Genomic DNA, 14606 nt, shown 5'->3' with positions numbered 1-14606 from the left:
GCCCCGGGCCGGGTCACTCCGGCCCGCGGCGGGCCCGTCCCGCGAAGTAGGCGGCCGCCATCCGCGTGTGGGCGGGGAAGGCCAGCTCGGCGGGCCCGTCGATGACCGACCACTCGCTCGTCTCGTCCGTGGCCTGCATCGGCGGCAGCGCGGACGCGGTGACGCGCGGGGCGAGCCCGAAGATCAGCACGGTCCCGTCCGGGGCGCTGACCACGTCGAACAGCGTGACGTCGGCGGCCTCGGCGACCACCCCCGTCTCCTCGCGCAGCTCGCGCACGGCCGCCTGCTGCCAGGACTCCCCCAGGTCGATGAACCCGCCGGGCAGGGCCAGCTCGCCGCGGCGCGGCTCGACGTCCCGGCGTACGACGAGCAGGCCGTCGTCGACGGGCAGCAGCGTCACGGCGACCGGCAGCGGGTTGAGGTAGCTGGTGTTCCCGCAGGCCGCGCAGGTGCGGGGCCAGGGCAGGCCGGGGTCGAAGGCGGCGCCGCAGAAGGAGCAGTACGCGTTCCTGATCACGCCGCGATCCTAGAGCCGGTCCCGGCGCGCCCACAGGTCCCGCCCGGCCCGGCAACCGGCGGCCCGGAGGGCGCTGCGGCGGCGTCAGCCCGCGACCGCGCGGTCCGCGCGGCTGACCAGGGGGTTGCCGCGGTGCGGTTGCCAGGCGGCGCGCAGGCCGCGCAGCTCCTCCCGGACCCGGGCCGAGGAGATCAGCCGGATGTCGTCGCTGAGGTCGAGGACGGTGGCCGCCGCCTGGTCCACCTCGCCCGCGCGCAGGAGGGAGTGGGCGGCCCGCAGCCCGATCAGGGCGCGGGTGCGCAGCTCGACCGGCCGTCTGGCCCGCATGGACGCGGCGAAGTGGCGGGCGGCGGTGGCGTGGTCGCCGAGCTGGGTGAGGGTCAGGCCGATCTGGTGCTCCAGGGACTCGCGCCGGTAGTTGCCCGTCCACTCCGACTCGGGGACGGAGTCGGCGCGTTCGAGCTGGGTCTCGGTGCGGCTGAGCAGCCGGAGCGCGTCCCAGCGGGTGCCGGCGGCGGCGTGGGTCTCGGCGCGCATGCCGGTGATCCACGCCTGGGTGCGGGCGGGGCCGTGCCCGGCCAGCGCGGACGCCGCCGCCTCGGCCAGGGCCAGCGCCTCGCCGTCGTGGCCCAGCTCGGCCGCCTGGACGGCCATGCTGCGCAGGGCGGTGGCGCGCAGCAGCAGGTCGGCGGCCTCGTCGGCGAGCCGCACGCTGCTGATGTAGTAGCGCTGGGCCAGGGCGTGGGCGCCGGCGTCCATGGCCATGTAGGCGGCCAGGTAGCTCAGCTCGGCGGCGGCGGCGAACAGGTCGGGCCTGCGGCGGCCGGTCGTGCCGTGCAGCAGGGGCGTGACCTCGCGGGACAGGTAGGCGGCGACCGCGGCGCGGGCGTGGCCGCCGCCGTAGCGGTCGTCCAGGTCGGCGAAGGCGCGGGTGGTGGCGCGGATCCGCTCGACGTCGCCCGCGCCGGCCCGGCGGGCCGTCGCGCGGCCGCCCGCCCGCTGCGCGGACAGGACCGATAAGCCGGACAGTCCGGATAACGCGGCCAGGGTGAACGTGCGCCGGTTGAGCAGGTCATCCTCGCCCAGCACGGCGAGCCGGGCGACCGGGTCGCCGCGCCAGGGATCGTCGGCGGACGGCGACCCGCCCGGCTCCGGCCAGCCCAGCTGCGCCGGGCGCAGGTCGGGCCTGCCCAGGCGGCGGCGGAACGCCTCGACCGCCGCGCGCACCGCCTCGGGGCGCGGGATCGTGCCGGTCAGCCAGTGGCCGACCGCCGAGCGGTCGTAGTGCACGCGCTCGCCACTCTCGGCGGCGACGGCGTTGACGTGCCGCGCGGTGGCCGCGTGGGTCCAGCCCGCCTGCTCGATCAACGCCGCCAGCGCCCGGTTGACGACTGGGTGGGTACGCCGGGGCGGCATCTCATCTTCACATCGCTTCACATCACTGTGGCCTCGACGGTGCGCCGGACGCGGGGCACCGTCAAGAGTGCGGGCCGTGCCCCTCGCGGGAGGGCCCCGTACGGAGGACGGCGAGGGAGGGGCTGATGGACGGGCTGCATGGTGCGGGCCGGCGCGATACGGGCCTGGAGGAGGCGGCGCAGGAGGAGCTGACGGCCGCGCTGGCGGGCCGCCCGCTGGTCTGCGTCGAACGGTTCAGCACCGCGCTGCGCACCGGCTACACCGGCCCGGCCCCGGTCGAGGCGCTGCGCCCGGCGCTGAGCATCGGCTGCTACTCGGCGTGGGACCCGGCGCTGCCCGGCATGGTCGTCGCCGCCGAGGAGCGCACCAGGACCCGGTCGGTCGCCGAGCGGCACGCCTGGCTGCCCCGCGTCCGACACGAGGCCGCCCGGCACCTGCTCAAGCTGGACCGCCCGCCGGTCGTCTTCACCTGGTACGACAACGCCCGCCTGCGCGAGCTGGCCGGCCCCGGCGGCGTCGTCGCGGCCATCGACGCCGACGTGCGGGCCGCGATCGAGGCCAAGCACCTGCTGGACGACCTGCTGCGGGCGGCCGGCGTGCCGGCGGTGGCCCGCGTCCCCTGCGTGCACGTCGAGCGGCTGCCCGGACTGGCCGAGCTGCGGCGCGCGGTCGGCACCGAGCGGGTCGTGGTGCAGGCGGGCCGGCGGGCGGACCGGCACGGCACCGTGGTCGTCGCAGGCGAGCACGACATGCCGCGCGCGGCCCGGCTGCTCGGGCCGTACCGGGTGGCGGCGTACGTGCCGGGCTGGCCGTGCACGATCGCGGTGCTCAGCGTGCCCGACCGCGACGGCGGCGTCCGGGTGTACGCCGACCGCCCCGCCCACACCTCGGCCGGGATCGCCGAGCTGGGCGCCGGGCCGATGCGCAGCACCGGCGACGACTGGTCGCGCCCCTGGCCGACGCCGGCCGCCGCGCTGCTCATCGAGTGCGCCGAGCGCATCGCGTTCTGGGCCTGGCGCAGGTACGGCGCGGCCGGCCTGTTCAGCGTGGAGGCCATCCTCACGCCGGGCGAACGGGTCTACCTGACGGCGATCAAGTGGCGGCACCAGGAGGGCACCGAGGTGTCCTCGGTCAACCAGCAGGCCGCCGGGCTGCCCCCGTTCGTGCTGGCCCACCTGTCGGTGATGCTCGGCGGGCCGGTGAGCTGGCTGGGGGACGCCCAGGAGTTCAACCAGCGCACGCTGCTGCGCTCGGCCCGGCCGGGCGGGCCCTTCCACGTCCGGGTCCGCCTGGCCCGCGACGCCCCCGTACGCGTGTCGGCCGCCCAGGGCCCCGGCGTCTACCGCCTGGACCGGTCGGGGAGCCTGCGGTGGGTGCGGCGGGGGGCGCACCCGTCGCAGGCGCGGGCGAGCCAGGGCGAGTTCCTGCTGGCCAACCTGCCCGAGCCGGACGTCGTCTGCCATCCCGGGGCCGACCTCGCCACCGTCGAGGGCGTCGCCGAGGGCGTGGCGCACCCGTTCGACGGCCCCGACGCCGCCTCCCCGGCCACCCGGCGGATCGTCGCGGCCGTCGAGGACCTGTTCGACGAGGTCAAGGAGCTCTGATCGGCACATTGCCACCAGGAGCCCCCGGACCGATGAGTTCGCCCGCCCCCGGTGGTCCAACCTGGTGTCAGCCGACTCCGCGGAAGGACCCACACCGATGAGCACCACGCACATCCTCGACATCCCGGGCGGACGCCTGCGCTACCACGTCCGCGGCAGCGGCCCGCTGCTGCTGCTGGTGGGCGCGCCGATGGCAGCCGCGCCCTTCGCCCCGCTGGCCGAGGAGCTGGCCGGCGAGCACACCGTCGTCACCCACGACCCGCGCGGCGTGTCCGGCAGCACGCTCGACGACCCCGGCCAGGACTCCACCCCCGACCTGCGGGCCGACGACGCGGTCGCGATCATCGACGCGCTCGGCGCCGAGTCGGCCGACGTGCTCGGCAGCAGCGGCGGCGCGGTCACCGGCCTCGCCCTGGTCACCCGCCACCCCACCCGCGTGCGCACCCTGGTCGCGCACGAGCCGCCCGTGCTGGAGCTGCTGCCCGACGCGGCCCGGCGCCGCGCCGAGGTGGACGACATCGTCGAGACGTTCCGCCGGGAGGGCCCGGGGGCGGCGTTCGGCAAGTTCATGGCGACCGCGGGCTTCCAGACCGGCGAGGACGCCCCGGCCCCGCCGCCGAGCGAGTCGCCCGAGCAGGACCTGGCCGACGCCACCCACTTCTTCCTGCACGAGATGCGCGGCACCACCCGGTACGTGCCCGACATCGCGGCGCTGACGGCCGGGCCGGCCCGCGTCGTCGTGGGCGTCGGGGCCGAGTCGGGCGGCCTGCTCACGTACCGCACCTCGCAGGCGCTGGCCGGCCTGCTCGGCGCGCCGCCGGTGGTGTTCCCCGGCGAGCACGGCGGGTTCGTCGAGCGCCCGAAGGAGTTCGCCGACGTGCTGCGCGAGGTGCTGGCCCGCTGACGCCCGCGCCCGGCCGCCGCGCCCGGCCGCCGGGTCAGCCGCCGGGGGTCAGGTCCGGCGGGAAGCCGCCGGTCGCGATCGGCCCCCAGCGGTCGATCGTGATCCGGATCAGCGACTTGTTCTGGCGGCGCATGGCCTGCCGGTACTCCTCCCAGTCGGGATGCTCGCCGGCGATGCACCGGTAGTAGTCCACCAGGGCGTCGAGGGCCTCGGGCATGTCCAGCACCTCGCCTCGCCCGTCCACCTGGACGTAGGGGCCGTCCCAGTCGTCGGACAGGACGCACATCGAGACGCGCTCGTCGCGCCGGGCGTTCGCGGCCTTGGCGCGCCCGGGGTAGGTGGAGACCACGATCCGGCCCTCGCCGTCGACCCCGCACGAGACCGGCGAGAGCTGGGGACGCCCGTCGGCGCGGGTCGTCGAGAGCAGGCCGTGGTGCCGGGGGCGGAGGAAGTCGAGAAGTTCGGGCAGGTCGACGCGGCGGGCGGTCGCGATCCTGGGAGCCATGCGGGACGCCTTTCCTGTGCGGGGCCGGCTTCGATCCTGCCATCCGGCGCGGGCCCGGCTTCCGGGGCCCGCCTTTGCGGCCCTATGGTGTGGTTCGCCGGCATCCGCCGGTACGTGCCCGAGGGGAGGAGCGGAATGCCGGAAGTCCGTCCGCTCCGGCCCGGCGACCCCGACAGGATCGGCGACCACCGGCTGCTCGGCGTGCTCGGCTCGGGCGGGCAGGGGGTCGTCTACAAGGGCGTCGACGGCGCGGGCCGCGAGGTCGCGATCAAGCTGCTGCACAGCCACCTGACCCAGGACGACGACGTCACCCGGGGCCTGCTGCGCGAGGCCGAGGCGGCGCGCCGGGTGGCCGCGTTCTGCACGGCCGCCGTGCTGGACGTGGGGGTGGCCGACGGGCGGCCGTACATCGTCAGCGAGTACGTCGCGGGCGACACCCTGCAACGGCTCGTCCGGGAGTCGGGGCCGCGCACGGGGGGCGCGCTGGACCGGCTGGCGATCTCCACGCTGACCGCGCTGGCCGCCATCCACGAGGCCGGGATCGTGCACCGCGACTTCAAGCCGGGCAACGTGCTCATGGGGCCCGAGGGTCCGATCGTCATCGACTTCGGCATCGCCAAGGCCCTGGGGGCGACGACGCAGGCCTCGGCGCCGATGGGGACGCCGGCGTACATGTCGCCCGAGCAGTTCGCGGGCGAGCGGGTCGGGCCGGCGTCCGACGTGTTCAGCTGGGCGGGGACGATGGTGTTCGCGGCCACCGGGCATCCGCCGTACGCGGGTGAGACGGTCGCCGCCATCCTGCACAAGGTCATGAGCGGGACGCCCGACCTCACGGACGTGCCGGCCCGCCTGGTGGACCCGATCCTGTCCTGCCTCGCCAAGGACCCTGCCGCCCGCCCCACCCCCGCCGCCCTCCTCCGCCACCTCATCAGCGCCCCCGGCTCGCCGACGCCGCACCCGCACGCCGCCGCGGGCTCGGCCGCGCCGCACCCGCCCGGCGTCCCAGGGTCGGCCCACCTCCGTTCCGAGGGGCCCGCGGCGCATCCGGGGGCCGGCGGCGGGCCGGACATGCGCGCGGAAAGCCCGGCGACGGCCCCTCCGCCCGGCGCGCCGATCCCCCCGCCCGGAGCCGGGGCGACGGTTCCGCCGCGCGGGCCTGGAGCGACGCTTCCGCCTGCCGGGGCCGGGGTGACGGGGCCGGGGTTTCATGGGGAGGCGACCAGGCCGGGTACGGAGCGGCGGGTGAGCCGGCGGGCCGTGGTGGTGGGCGGTGCGACGGCCGCGGTGGCTGCGGCGGCGTCCGCTTTCCTTCTGCTGCGCCCCGCGAACGGGCTCGCCGACGACCCGTCCCCCCGCCCCACCGGCGACCCGACCGGCCCGCCGGCGACGGGCACATCGACGGCGACGGGCACGCCCACGACGGCCGCGACGAGCCCGGCGCCCAGCACGTCCCCCACGGCGTCCACCACCCCGTCCCCAGAGCCGTTCGGCGCGCCCGTCAGGGAGCCCGTGGCGCTGCCGCCGGGCAGCGGGACGCCGGCCGTCCTGGCCGCCGCCGGCTCCACCGTCGTCTGCGGCACGTCCAAGGGCGCGGTGCTCGTCTGGGACCTCGGCCCGGCGTCCGCGCCCGTGCGCAGGCTCGGCGACGGCGGCACCGCCGCGACCGCCGTGGCCTGCGGCGACGGCAAGGCCGCTTCCGGCCACGACGACGGCGGGATGCGGCTGTGGAACCCGGCGGGCGGCGCCCTCGGCGGGAAGAAGGCGGCCGACCCGGTCATCGCCGTCACCACCGCCGGACGCGCGGTCGCCGTCACCCAGAAGTACGACAGCCTGAAGGACCTGCACAGCGTCGTCCGCCTGTGGGACCTCGCCACCGGCCGCCAGATCGGCCCCGCCGTCACCGACCACTTCCAGGGCGTCAACGGCCTGGCGTTCGGCCGCCTCGGCGACGACGAGGTGCTGGTCACCGGCGACGGCGCCAACCGCGTCCGGATCCGCCGCCTGTCGGACGGAAAGGTGACACACACCTACAAGACCGGCGAGATCGGCGGCATCGAGCTGCTCGCCTGCGGGGAGCTGGACGGCCGTCCGATCCTGGTCTCCACGCACCTCGACGCCACCCTGCGCGTCTACGACCTGGCGACCGGCAGGCGCAGGAAGAAGTGGAACTTCAGCCGCCGCAGCCCCGACGACCGGGGGGCGTCCGCGCTGGTCGTGGGCGCGCTCGGCGGCAGGCCCGTCGCGGTCGTCGCGCACGCGCCGGGCGGCGGCGAGACGGTCGTCCGCGTCTGGAGCCTGACCGACGGCAAGGTCGTCGGGGAGCTGGGCCCTGGGCCGGGCGCCGAGGTGCGGGCCCTGGCGCTGGCCGAGCTTGCGGGCCGTCCCGTGGTCGTGGGCGCCGGCGGCGACGCCCTGCTGAGCGCGTGGAGCCTCGGTTCCGCCTGACGCTCATCCAGGTTTAAGAATCGCGGCCTAGGGTTCGGGCTGTGCTCATGGACGAAGCGGTGCAGGAGCCCGTGCGGACGCGTCCGCGCCGGGTCTGGAGGCGGCGGCTGGCGACGGCGGTCGCGGTGCTGTTCGCGGCGGGGACGGCGGTGCGGCTCGGCGGCCTGGAGTCGGGCGTCCTGCTGGTCCCGCTGGTGTCCTTCACGCCGTACTTCGGGGTGGCGGCGCTGCTGATGCTGGGGGCGGCGGCGCTGGCCCGCAGCCGGGCGGCGGTCGCGGTCATGCTGGCGGTGTGCGTGTGCCTGGCCTGGCTGGTGCTCCCGCGCGCCCTGGCCGGCGGTACGGACGGCGCGGCCGGCCGCCCGTTGCGCGTGCTGACCGCCAACCTCAACGGCGGCCGCGGCGACGCCCGCACGATCGTCGACCTGGTCCGCACGCTGGACGTGGACGTGCTCAGCCTCCAGGAGCTGACCTGGGCGGAACGCGACCGGCTGGCCGCGGCCGGGCTGGAGACGCTGCTGCCGTACCAGGTCACCAAGCCGGAGACGTGGGGGCCGGTCGGCAGCGGCGTGTACGCGCGCCACCCGCTGCGCGAGCGTACCGGCCTGTTCCAGCCGGTCGGGCATCACATGCCGGTCGTGGAGGCGGCGCTGCCCGGCGGCGCGGTGGAGGTGGTGGTCGTGCATCCGGTGGCGCCGGTGCCCTCGACGGTGCCGGAGTGGGAGGCGGGGGTCGGGACGCTGCCGCCCGCGCCGTCCACGGGCGCGCCGCGGATCCTGGCCGGGGACTTCAACGCCACGCTGGACCACGCCGTGTTCCGGCGGCTGCTGGGCACCGGCTACGCCGACGCGGCGGCGGCCACCGGCAAGGGGCTGGTCCCCACGTGGCCGATGCGCCGGATCCCGCCGCTGGTGGCGATCGACCACGTGCTGACGGACGGGCGGGCGCGGGCGGTGGACGTGCGCGTCATCGACCTGCCCGGCTCCGACCACCGCGCCCTCTTCGCCGACCTCCGCGTCCAGACCTGACCCGCCCGGAGGCCCCGCGCCCGGACCGAACCGGACGCGGGGCCCGGACGGGCGCGTGGCCCCGAACCGGCGCGAGGACCCGGACGGGCCGGGGGCGGGGTCAGGCCAGCCAGGCAGCCGTGTCGCTGGGCAGGCGGTCGCCGTCCAGGGTGCCGCTGGCCAGCAGGACCGTGCCGTGGGCGGGCAGCGGCACCGGGTCGGCGCCCAGGTTGACCACGCAGGTCAGGCCGGACTCCCGGGTGAAGGCGAGCACGCCGGGCCCGAGGTCGAGCCAGGTGAGCGTGCCGTCGCCGAGCCGCTCGGCACGGATGCGCAGCCCGTCCCGGTAGAGGTTGAGCATCGAGCCCAGGTCGGCGGTCTGGGCCTCGACGGTGAGCTTGTTCCAGGCGTCCGGCTGCGGCAGCCACGGCGTGGCCGTGCCGAAGCCGAACGGCGGCTCGTCGCCCGACCACGGCAGCGGCACCCGGCACCCGTCGCGGCCCTTCACCGTGTGGTTCGAGCGCCGCCACATCGGGTCCTGGCGCAGCTCGTCGGGGATGTCGTCCACCTCCGGCAGGCCCAGCTCCTCGCCCTGGTAGATGTAGATGCCGCCGGGCAGCGCCATGGCCAGCAGCGCCGCCGCGCGCGCCCGGCGGTAGCCGAGCTCCAGGTCGGAGGGGGCGCCGTCCCTGCGGTCGGCGTGGTCCCAGGAGGTGTCGGCGCGGCCGTACCGGGTGACGACGCGGGCGACGTCGTGGTTGGACAGCACCCAGGTGGGCGGGGCGCCGAGCGGGACGTGGGTGGCGAGGGTCTGCTCGATCACCTGGCGCAGGCCGGCGGGCTCCCAGGGGCAGGCCAGGAACGGGAAGTTGAAGACGGTGTGCAGCTCGTCGGAGCGCAGGTAACGAGCCAGGCGCTCCTGGTCGGGCAGCCAGACCTCGCCGACCAGGACGCGGCCGTCGTACTCGTCGTTGATCAGGCGCCAGCTCCGGTAGACGTCGTGGACCTCGTCCAGGTCCTCGTAGGAGCCGGTCAGGCCGGCGGGCTTGGCCAGCAGGGCGGCCGAGTCGATGCGGATGCCGTCCACGCCGCGGTCGTACCAGAAGCGCAGCACGTCGTGGAACTCGCGGTGGACGTCCGGGTTGGTCCAGTTGAGGTCTGGCTGGCCGGGGTCGAACAGGTGCAGGTACCACTGGCCGTCGGGCACCTGGGTCCAGGCGGGCCCGCCGAAGATCGACTGCCACTCGCCGGGCTCGTCGCGGAACCAGAACCGGTCGCGCACGGACGGGTCGCGCAGCGCCTCCCGGAACCACGCGCTCGCGGTCGAGCTGTGGTTCGGCACCACGTCGATGATGATCCTGATGTTCAGGCCGTGGGCCTCGGCGATGAGCTCCTCCGCCTCGGCCAGGGTGCCGAACACGGGATCGATGTCCCGGTAGTCGGCCACGTCGTACCCGCCGTCGGCCAGCGGCGACGGATACCAGGGGTTGAGCCAGATCGCGTTCACCCCGAGCGCCGACAGGTACGGCAAACGTGCCCGCAGCCCCGCCAGGTCGCCCACGCCGTCACCGTTGCCGTCGGCGAAGCTGCGCAGGTAGACCTGATAGATCGCGGCTCCCCGCCACCACGTTTCGGACATGCTGAAGACAACTCCTTGCCATAGGTGGAGGCACTCAGCCCTTGAGGCTGCCGGCGGTGAGTCCCGCCATGATGTGCCGCTGGAAGATGAAGAAGACGATGACGGTCGGGATGCTGGCGATCACCAGGCCGCCCATGACCTGGTCCTGCGACACGGCCCCGGCGGTCTGGGCCAGGCCCACGCTGAGCGTCATCTTCTCGCTGTCGCTCATGACGAGCAGCGGCCAGATGAAGTCCTTGAACGAGGTGACGATCGTGAAGATCGACGTCACGCCGAGGATCGGGCGGGAGACCGGCAGCACCACCGACCACAGGATGCGGAACGGGCCGCCGCCGTCGATCTGAGCGGCTTCGAGCAGCTCGCGGGGGATGGAGTCGAAGAACCTCTTGAGCAGGAAGATGTTGAAGCCGTTGGCCGCGGCGGGCAGCCACAGGCCCCACGGGTTGTTCAGCAGGTCCCAGCCGAGGATCGGCACGTCGTGGATGGCGAGATAGGTGGGGATGAGCACGACCATCGGCGGGATCATCAGGGTGGCCAGCATGGCGCCGAGGATGACGTTGCCGAACGCCGGGCGCAGCTTCGACAGCGCGTACGCGGCGGCGACGTCGACCGACATGGTGATCAGCCAGCCGCCGGCGGCGTACAGGACGGTGTTCTTCAGCAGCGTGCCGATGTCGAACAGCTCCCACGACTCCAGGAACTTCCCGAAGTTCAGCTCCTTCGGGAAGAGCGTGGGCGGCACCTGGGCGAACTCCTCGGCCGACTTCAGCGCGCCGGTGATCATCCAGTACATCGGCAGGAGGAACACGACCGTGAACGTGACGACCGTCGCGACCAGGACCGCCCAGTAGACCCGCCGTCCCCACCGGCTGTTGAGCTGGTGCGGGGAGATGATCGTGCGGAACTGCACCTCGATGCGTCTGGGCGGCCGTCTCCTGGACCGGCGTTCCGGCGAGGGCGGCGCGGCGGGGCGGCGCAGGGTGGCGTTCGACATGGTCAGCCCTTCTCCTCGCGGGTCAGCCGGAGCTGCACGGCGGCGAAGGCGAGCAGGACGACCATGAGCATCATCCCGAGCGCGCCGCCCGCGCCGTAGTCGCTGTAGGTGAACGCCTGCTGGAACATCAGGAAGACGACGGTGGCGGTGGCGTTCTCGGGGCCGCCGCCGGTGAGCAGGTACGGCTCGATGAACACCTGCATGGTCGCGACGATCTGCAACATCAGCATGAGCAGCAGGATCAGCCGGGTCTGCGGGATCGTGATGTGCCTGATCCGCTTCCACACGCCGGCGCCGTCGAGCTCGGCGGCCTCATAGAGGTCGGGCGGGATGTTCTGCAGCGCGGCGAGGTAGATCAGGGTCGCCGAGCCCATGTTCATCCAGGTCGAGACGAGCACCAGGCAGAGCAGCGCGGTGTCGGTCGAGTAGATCCAGTTGAGTCCGGGCAGCGAGAAGAAGCCGAGGATCTGGTTGAACAGGCCGACGTCGGGGTCGTAGAACCAGCGGAAGAGCAGCACCGCGACGGCCGGGGGCAGCATGACCGGCAGGTACACCACGAACCGCAGGTAGGCCCGGCAGTGGCGGAGCTCGTTGAGCAGGATCGCCACCGCGAACGGCAGCCCGTAGCCCAGCACCAGCGCGAGGACGGTGAACATGAGCGTGTTCAGCCACGCGGGCCCGAAGGCGGGGTCGGCGAAGGCGGCCCTGAAGTTGTCCAGCCCGACCCACTCCGGCTCGTTGACCAGGTCGGTCTTCTGGAAGCTGAGGATGAACTCCTGGACGATGGGATACCAGGAGAACAGGACGAAGCAGAACAGCGCCCCGACCATGAACCCGTAGGCCGTCAGGTTCCTGCGCAACGCCCGGCGCAACGGCGAGGGCGGCCTCGGCCGTCGCGCGGCTCCGGCGGTCGCAATGCTCATGGGGTGTCTCCGATCACCGACTCGACGTACCGGGGCGCCGGCGGGTGCGGCGCCCCGGTCTCACGTTCCGCTCAGCCCTTGCCGAGCATGGCGTTCGCCTTGGTCTCGGCGTCCGCGAGGAGCTGGTCGACGTCGGCGTCCTCGCGGCTCAGCACGGCCGACATGGCGACGTCGAGGATGGCGTAGAGCTCCTGGGCGTGCGGCGGCTCCATCTTGGGCGGGATGGTGGCCGAGGCGTCCACGTACGGCTGGTAGTTCTCCACCGGCAGGGTGGCGTTGGCCTTGCGGGCGTCCTGGATGGCCTTGCCGGTGGGCGAGGCGCCGTAGACGTCGTTGTCGGGCACGCCGACCGGGTTGCCGAGCGACTTGCCGCGGGCGAAGTCGAAGCGGCCCTTGCCGACGGTGTTGAAGCGGAAGTTCACCCAGGCCAGACCGGCCTTGGCCTGCTCGGGCGTGGCCTTGGGGTTGACGAAGAACGCCTCGCCGCCGCTCAGCGACGCCTTGGCCTCGGGGAAGCCGGTGATGCCGTAGTCGGTGGCGGCGCCCTTGAACTTGTTGACCACGTCGGTGACGACGTCGGGGGCGCCGAGCATCATGCCGACCTTGCCCGAGCCCATGGCCTGCATGAGGGGCTCCCAGGCGTTGAACAGCTTGGCGCCGGTGCTCTTGTCCACCCAGCGCAGGTCCTTGAGGAACTGCAGCACGGCCTTGCCCTCGGGCGAGTTGAACGCGGCGGTCCTGCCGTCGGCCGAGACCATGTCGCCGCCGCGGCCGTACAGGGCCTGGTTGAAGTGCCAGCCGCCGGTGTTGCCGCCGGAGTACTCGCCGTAGCCGATGACGCCGCCGCCGAGCGCGGCGATCTTCTTGGCCGCCTCGCGGACCTCGGCCCAGGTCTTGGGCGGGCTGTTGGGGTCGAGCCCGGCCTTGGTGAACAGCGCCCGGTTGTAGACCAGGCCGACGCTGTAGTGGACGTTGGGGACGCCGTAGACCTTGCCGTCCTTGGTGACCAGGTCGCGGACGTCCTGGCGCAGGTCGTTCCAGTTCTTGATCTCACCGGTGTACGGCGTGATGTCCAGGCCCTGGCCCTTGGCGATCACGTCGCCGTAGTTGGTGACCGGCACCACGAACACGGTCTCCATCTGGCCGCCGGCCAGCTTCGGGCCGAAGGTCTTGGGGTCGAAGCAGGGCTGCTGGTCGGTGCTCTTGACCGTCACGCCGGGGTTGGCCTTCATGAACGCGGCCACGTCGTCGTCCCAGGCCTGCCGCTCCTTGGGGGCGGACTTCGCGGGCTGGCAGGCGACGGTGATGCTCACCTGCGCGGCGCCCGAGGCGCTGCCCTGCGCCCCGGGCTCGGTGTCGTCGCCACTGCCGCAGGCCACGGCGCTCATGCTCAGGCCTGCCGCCACGAGCAGCCCCACAGTCCTGCGATAGTCCGATCTCTTCATCGATCTGACCCTTCCGAAGCTTGACGAAGCCGGGGGACGGTGAGGCGCCCCGCTGTGCGCTCACAATGGCAGATCGCTCAGATGTCCGCAATGTTTCGACATGTGATTGCAAGATAACGACTAGGTCACCGGAAGACGCTCTCAGGACGAGCCGCGAACCCGTCCCGTCGAGGCCCTGACCACCAGCTCCGGGTCGAAGAGCAGCTCGTCGGCGGGCACCACGTGCTTGTCGATCTGCGCGATGAGCAGGTCGACGGCGGCCCGGCCCATGGCGTCGATCGGCTGGCGCACGGTGGTCAGCGGCGGGTCGGTGCAGTTCATCAGGGCCGAGTCGTCGAACCCGACGACCGAGACGTCTTCCGGCACCGACAGGCCGGCCCTGCGCACGGCCCGCACCGCGCCGAGCGCGAGCATGTCGCTGGCGCACACGATGCCGGTCACGCCCCTGGCGACCAGCCTGGCGGCCGCCGCGTGGCCGCCCTCCAGCGAGTACATGCTGTGCTCGACCAGCGCGGGATCGACCTGGCCCGCCACGGCGGCGAGCTTGCGCCGGGACGGCACGTGGTCGCGCGGCCCGAGCACCAGGCCGACCCGCTCGTGACCGAGGCTGCGCAGGTGGCCGAGCGCGATCTCGGCGGCCACCACGTCGTCGGCCGACACCTGCGGGAACCCCAGGTGCTCGACGGCGGCGTTGACCAGGACGGTCGGCAGCTTGCGCTCGGAGAGCAGCTCGTAGTGCTCATGGGAGGCGTCGGCCTGGGCGTAGTGGCCGCCGGCGAAGACCACGCCGCTGACCTGCTGGGAGAGCAGGAGGCTGACGTAGTCGGCCTCGCTCACCCCGCCGACCGTGCGGGTGCAGAGCACGGAGGTGAAGCCCTGCTGGGCCAGGGCGCCGCCGACGACCTCGGCGAACGCCGGGAAGATCGGGTTCTGCAGCTCGGGCAGCACCAGGCCGACCAGCCGGGCGCGGTCGCCGCGGAGCCGGGTGGGGCGCTCGTACCCGAGCACGTCGAGGGCCGTGAGCACGGCCTCCCTGGTGGCCTCCGACACGCCGGGCTTGCCGTTGAGCACCCGGCTCACGGTCGCCTCGCTCATGCCGACCTTCTTGGCCACGTCTCCGAGTCGTCGGGTCATGCGCAAACTATACGACCATTCCCGCAAAGACTTGCAACAGCTTGCGCCCGTCCTTGCGGGCGATGTGTGCGGT

Annotated in this window: 12 protein-coding genes; 4 read left to right on the top strand and 8 right to left on the bottom strand. The window is 74.0% G+C overall.

Annotated features, from left to right (window positions below; translation table 11 throughout):
• Window positions 1–13: 13 nt before the first annotated feature.
• On the bottom strand, window positions 14–517 hold the full coding sequence (locus ACIBQ8_RS15245) for an NUDIX domain-containing protein (RefSeq protein WP_397192204.1): 504 nt from the start codon (window positions 515–517) through the stop codon (window positions 14–16).
• A gap of 84 nt (window positions 518–601) precedes the next feature.
• Window positions 602–1933, bottom strand: coding sequence for a hypothetical protein (locus tag ACIBQ8_RS15240; protein ID WP_397192203.1), 1332 nt, complete (start codon window positions 1931–1933; stop codon window positions 602–604).
• A gap of 125 nt (window positions 1934–2058) precedes the next feature.
• Between ACIBQ8_RS15240 and ACIBQ8_RS15235 the strand changes: the two genes are divergently transcribed.
• Together ACIBQ8_RS15235 and ACIBQ8_RS15230 are read left to right on the top strand one after the other, a co-directional pair.
• Window positions 2059–3537: a hypothetical protein gene (locus ACIBQ8_RS15235; protein WP_397175953.1), complete on the top strand. Its 1479-nt coding sequence runs from the start codon at window positions 2059–2061 to the stop codon at window positions 3535–3537.
• Between the two features lie 97 nt (window positions 3538–3634).
• Window positions 3635–4441 (top strand): alpha/beta fold hydrolase, encoded by an 807-nt coding sequence (locus ACIBQ8_RS15230; RefSeq protein ID WP_397175951.1) that lies wholly within the window; start codon window positions 3635–3637, stop codon window positions 4439–4441.
• Between the two features lie 34 nt (window positions 4442–4475).
• On the opposite strand, the gene ACIBQ8_RS15225 is transcribed toward ACIBQ8_RS15230, so the two are convergent.
• Window positions 4476–4946: a PPOX class F420-dependent oxidoreductase gene (locus tag ACIBQ8_RS15225; RefSeq protein ID WP_397175949.1), complete on the bottom strand. Its 471-nt coding sequence runs from the start codon at window positions 4944–4946 to the stop codon at window positions 4476–4478.
• A 135-nt stretch (window positions 4947–5081) separates the two neighbouring features.
• Between ACIBQ8_RS15225 and ACIBQ8_RS15220 the strand changes: the two genes are divergently transcribed.
• Both ACIBQ8_RS15220 and ACIBQ8_RS15215 read left to right on the top strand, forming a co-directional pair.
• Window positions 5082–7391 (top strand): protein kinase, encoded by a 2310-nt coding sequence (locus ACIBQ8_RS15220; RefSeq protein WP_397192202.1) that lies wholly within the window; start codon window positions 5082–5084, stop codon window positions 7389–7391.
• Window positions 7392–7438: 47 nt separating this feature from the next.
• Window positions 7439–8419 carry an endonuclease/exonuclease/phosphatase family protein gene (locus tag ACIBQ8_RS15215; protein ID WP_397192249.1) on the top strand — a complete coding sequence of 327 codons (981 nt, stop codon included), beginning with the start codon at window positions 7439–7441 and terminating at the stop codon, window positions 8417–8419.
• Window positions 8420–8519: 100 nt separating this feature from the next.
• Here ACIBQ8_RS15215 and ACIBQ8_RS15210 read toward each other — a convergent pair whose 3' ends face one another.
• The 5 genes from ACIBQ8_RS15210 to ACIBQ8_RS15190 form a co-directional block, all read right to left on the bottom strand.
• Window positions 8520–10037, bottom strand: a complete 1518-nt coding sequence (locus tag ACIBQ8_RS15210; protein WP_397192201.1) for a glycoside hydrolase family 13 protein — start codon at window positions 10035–10037, stop codon at window positions 8520–8522.
• 34 nt (window positions 10038–10071) lie between these two features.
• Window positions 10072–11031: a carbohydrate ABC transporter permease gene (locus ACIBQ8_RS15205; RefSeq protein ID WP_397192200.1), complete on the bottom strand. Its 960-nt coding sequence runs from the start codon at window positions 11029–11031 to the stop codon at window positions 10072–10074.
• 2 nt (window positions 11032–11033) lie between these two features.
• Window positions 11034–11954: a sugar ABC transporter permease gene (locus tag ACIBQ8_RS15200; RefSeq protein WP_352325894.1), complete on the bottom strand. Its 921-nt coding sequence runs from the start codon at window positions 11952–11954 to the stop codon at window positions 11034–11036.
• A gap of 71 nt (window positions 11955–12025) precedes the next feature.
• Entirely contained in the window at window positions 12026–13399 is a 1374-nt protein-coding gene (locus tag ACIBQ8_RS15195; protein ID WP_397175941.1) for an ABC transporter substrate-binding protein, read from the bottom strand.
• A 141-nt stretch (window positions 13400–13540) separates the two neighbouring features.
• Window positions 13541–14533: a LacI family DNA-binding transcriptional regulator gene (locus tag ACIBQ8_RS15190; RefSeq protein ID WP_397175939.1), complete on the bottom strand. Its 993-nt coding sequence runs from the start codon at window positions 14531–14533 to the stop codon at window positions 13541–13543.
• Between the last annotated feature and the right edge of the window lie 73 nt (window positions 14534–14606).

The sequence above is a fragment of the Nonomuraea sp. NPDC049646 genome (assembly GCF_044465525.1).
Classification (GTDB): Bacteria; Actinomycetota; Actinomycetes; order Streptosporangiales; family Streptosporangiaceae; genus Nonomuraea.
The sequence above is the reverse complement of the archived record's forward strand: the minus strand, read 5'-3'. Positions and strand labels throughout refer to the sequence as shown.

Bases quoted from the DNA above. Each gene is read 5' to 3' on its own strand.
- ACIBQ8_RS15195 (WP_397175941.1), bottom strand. From the start codon at position 13,399: ATGAAGAGATCGGACTATCGCAGGACTGTGGGGCTGCTCGTGGCGGCA.
- ACIBQ8_RS15210 (WP_397192201.1), bottom strand. From the start codon at position 10,037: ATGTCCGAAACGTGGTGGCGGGGAGCCGCGATCTATCAGGTCTACCTG.
- ACIBQ8_RS15230 (WP_397175951.1), top strand. From the start codon at position 3,635: ATGAGCACCACGCACATCCTCGACATCCCGGGCGGACGCCTGCGCTAC.
- ACIBQ8_RS15205 (WP_397192200.1), bottom strand. From the start codon at position 11,031: ATGTCGAACGCCACCCTGCGCCGCCCCGCCGCGCCGCCCTCGCCGGAA.
- ACIBQ8_RS15225 (WP_397175949.1), bottom strand. From the start codon at position 4,946: ATGGCTCCCAGGATCGCGACCGCCCGCCGCGTCGACCTGCCCGAACTT.
- ACIBQ8_RS15235 (WP_397175953.1), top strand. From the start codon at position 2,059: ATGGACGGGCTGCATGGTGCGGGCCGGCGCGATACGGGCCTGGAGGAG.
- ACIBQ8_RS15215 (WP_397192249.1), top strand. From the start codon at position 7,439: ATGGACGAAGCGGTGCAGGAGCCCGTGCGGACGCGTCCGCGCCGGGTC.
- ACIBQ8_RS15240 (WP_397192203.1), bottom strand. From the start codon at position 1,933: ATGCCGCCCCGGCGTACCCACCCAGTCGTCAACCGGGCGCTGGCGGCG.
- ACIBQ8_RS15200 (WP_352325894.1), bottom strand. From the start codon at position 11,954: ATGAGCATTGCGACCGCCGGAGCCGCGCGACGGCCGAGGCCGCCCTCG.
- ACIBQ8_RS15220 (WP_397192202.1), top strand. From the start codon at position 5,082: ATGCCGGAAGTCCGTCCGCTCCGGCCCGGCGACCCCGACAGGATCGGC.
- ACIBQ8_RS15190 (WP_397175939.1), bottom strand. From the start codon at position 14,533: ATGACCCGACGACTCGGAGACGTGGCCAAGAAGGTCGGCATGAGCGAG.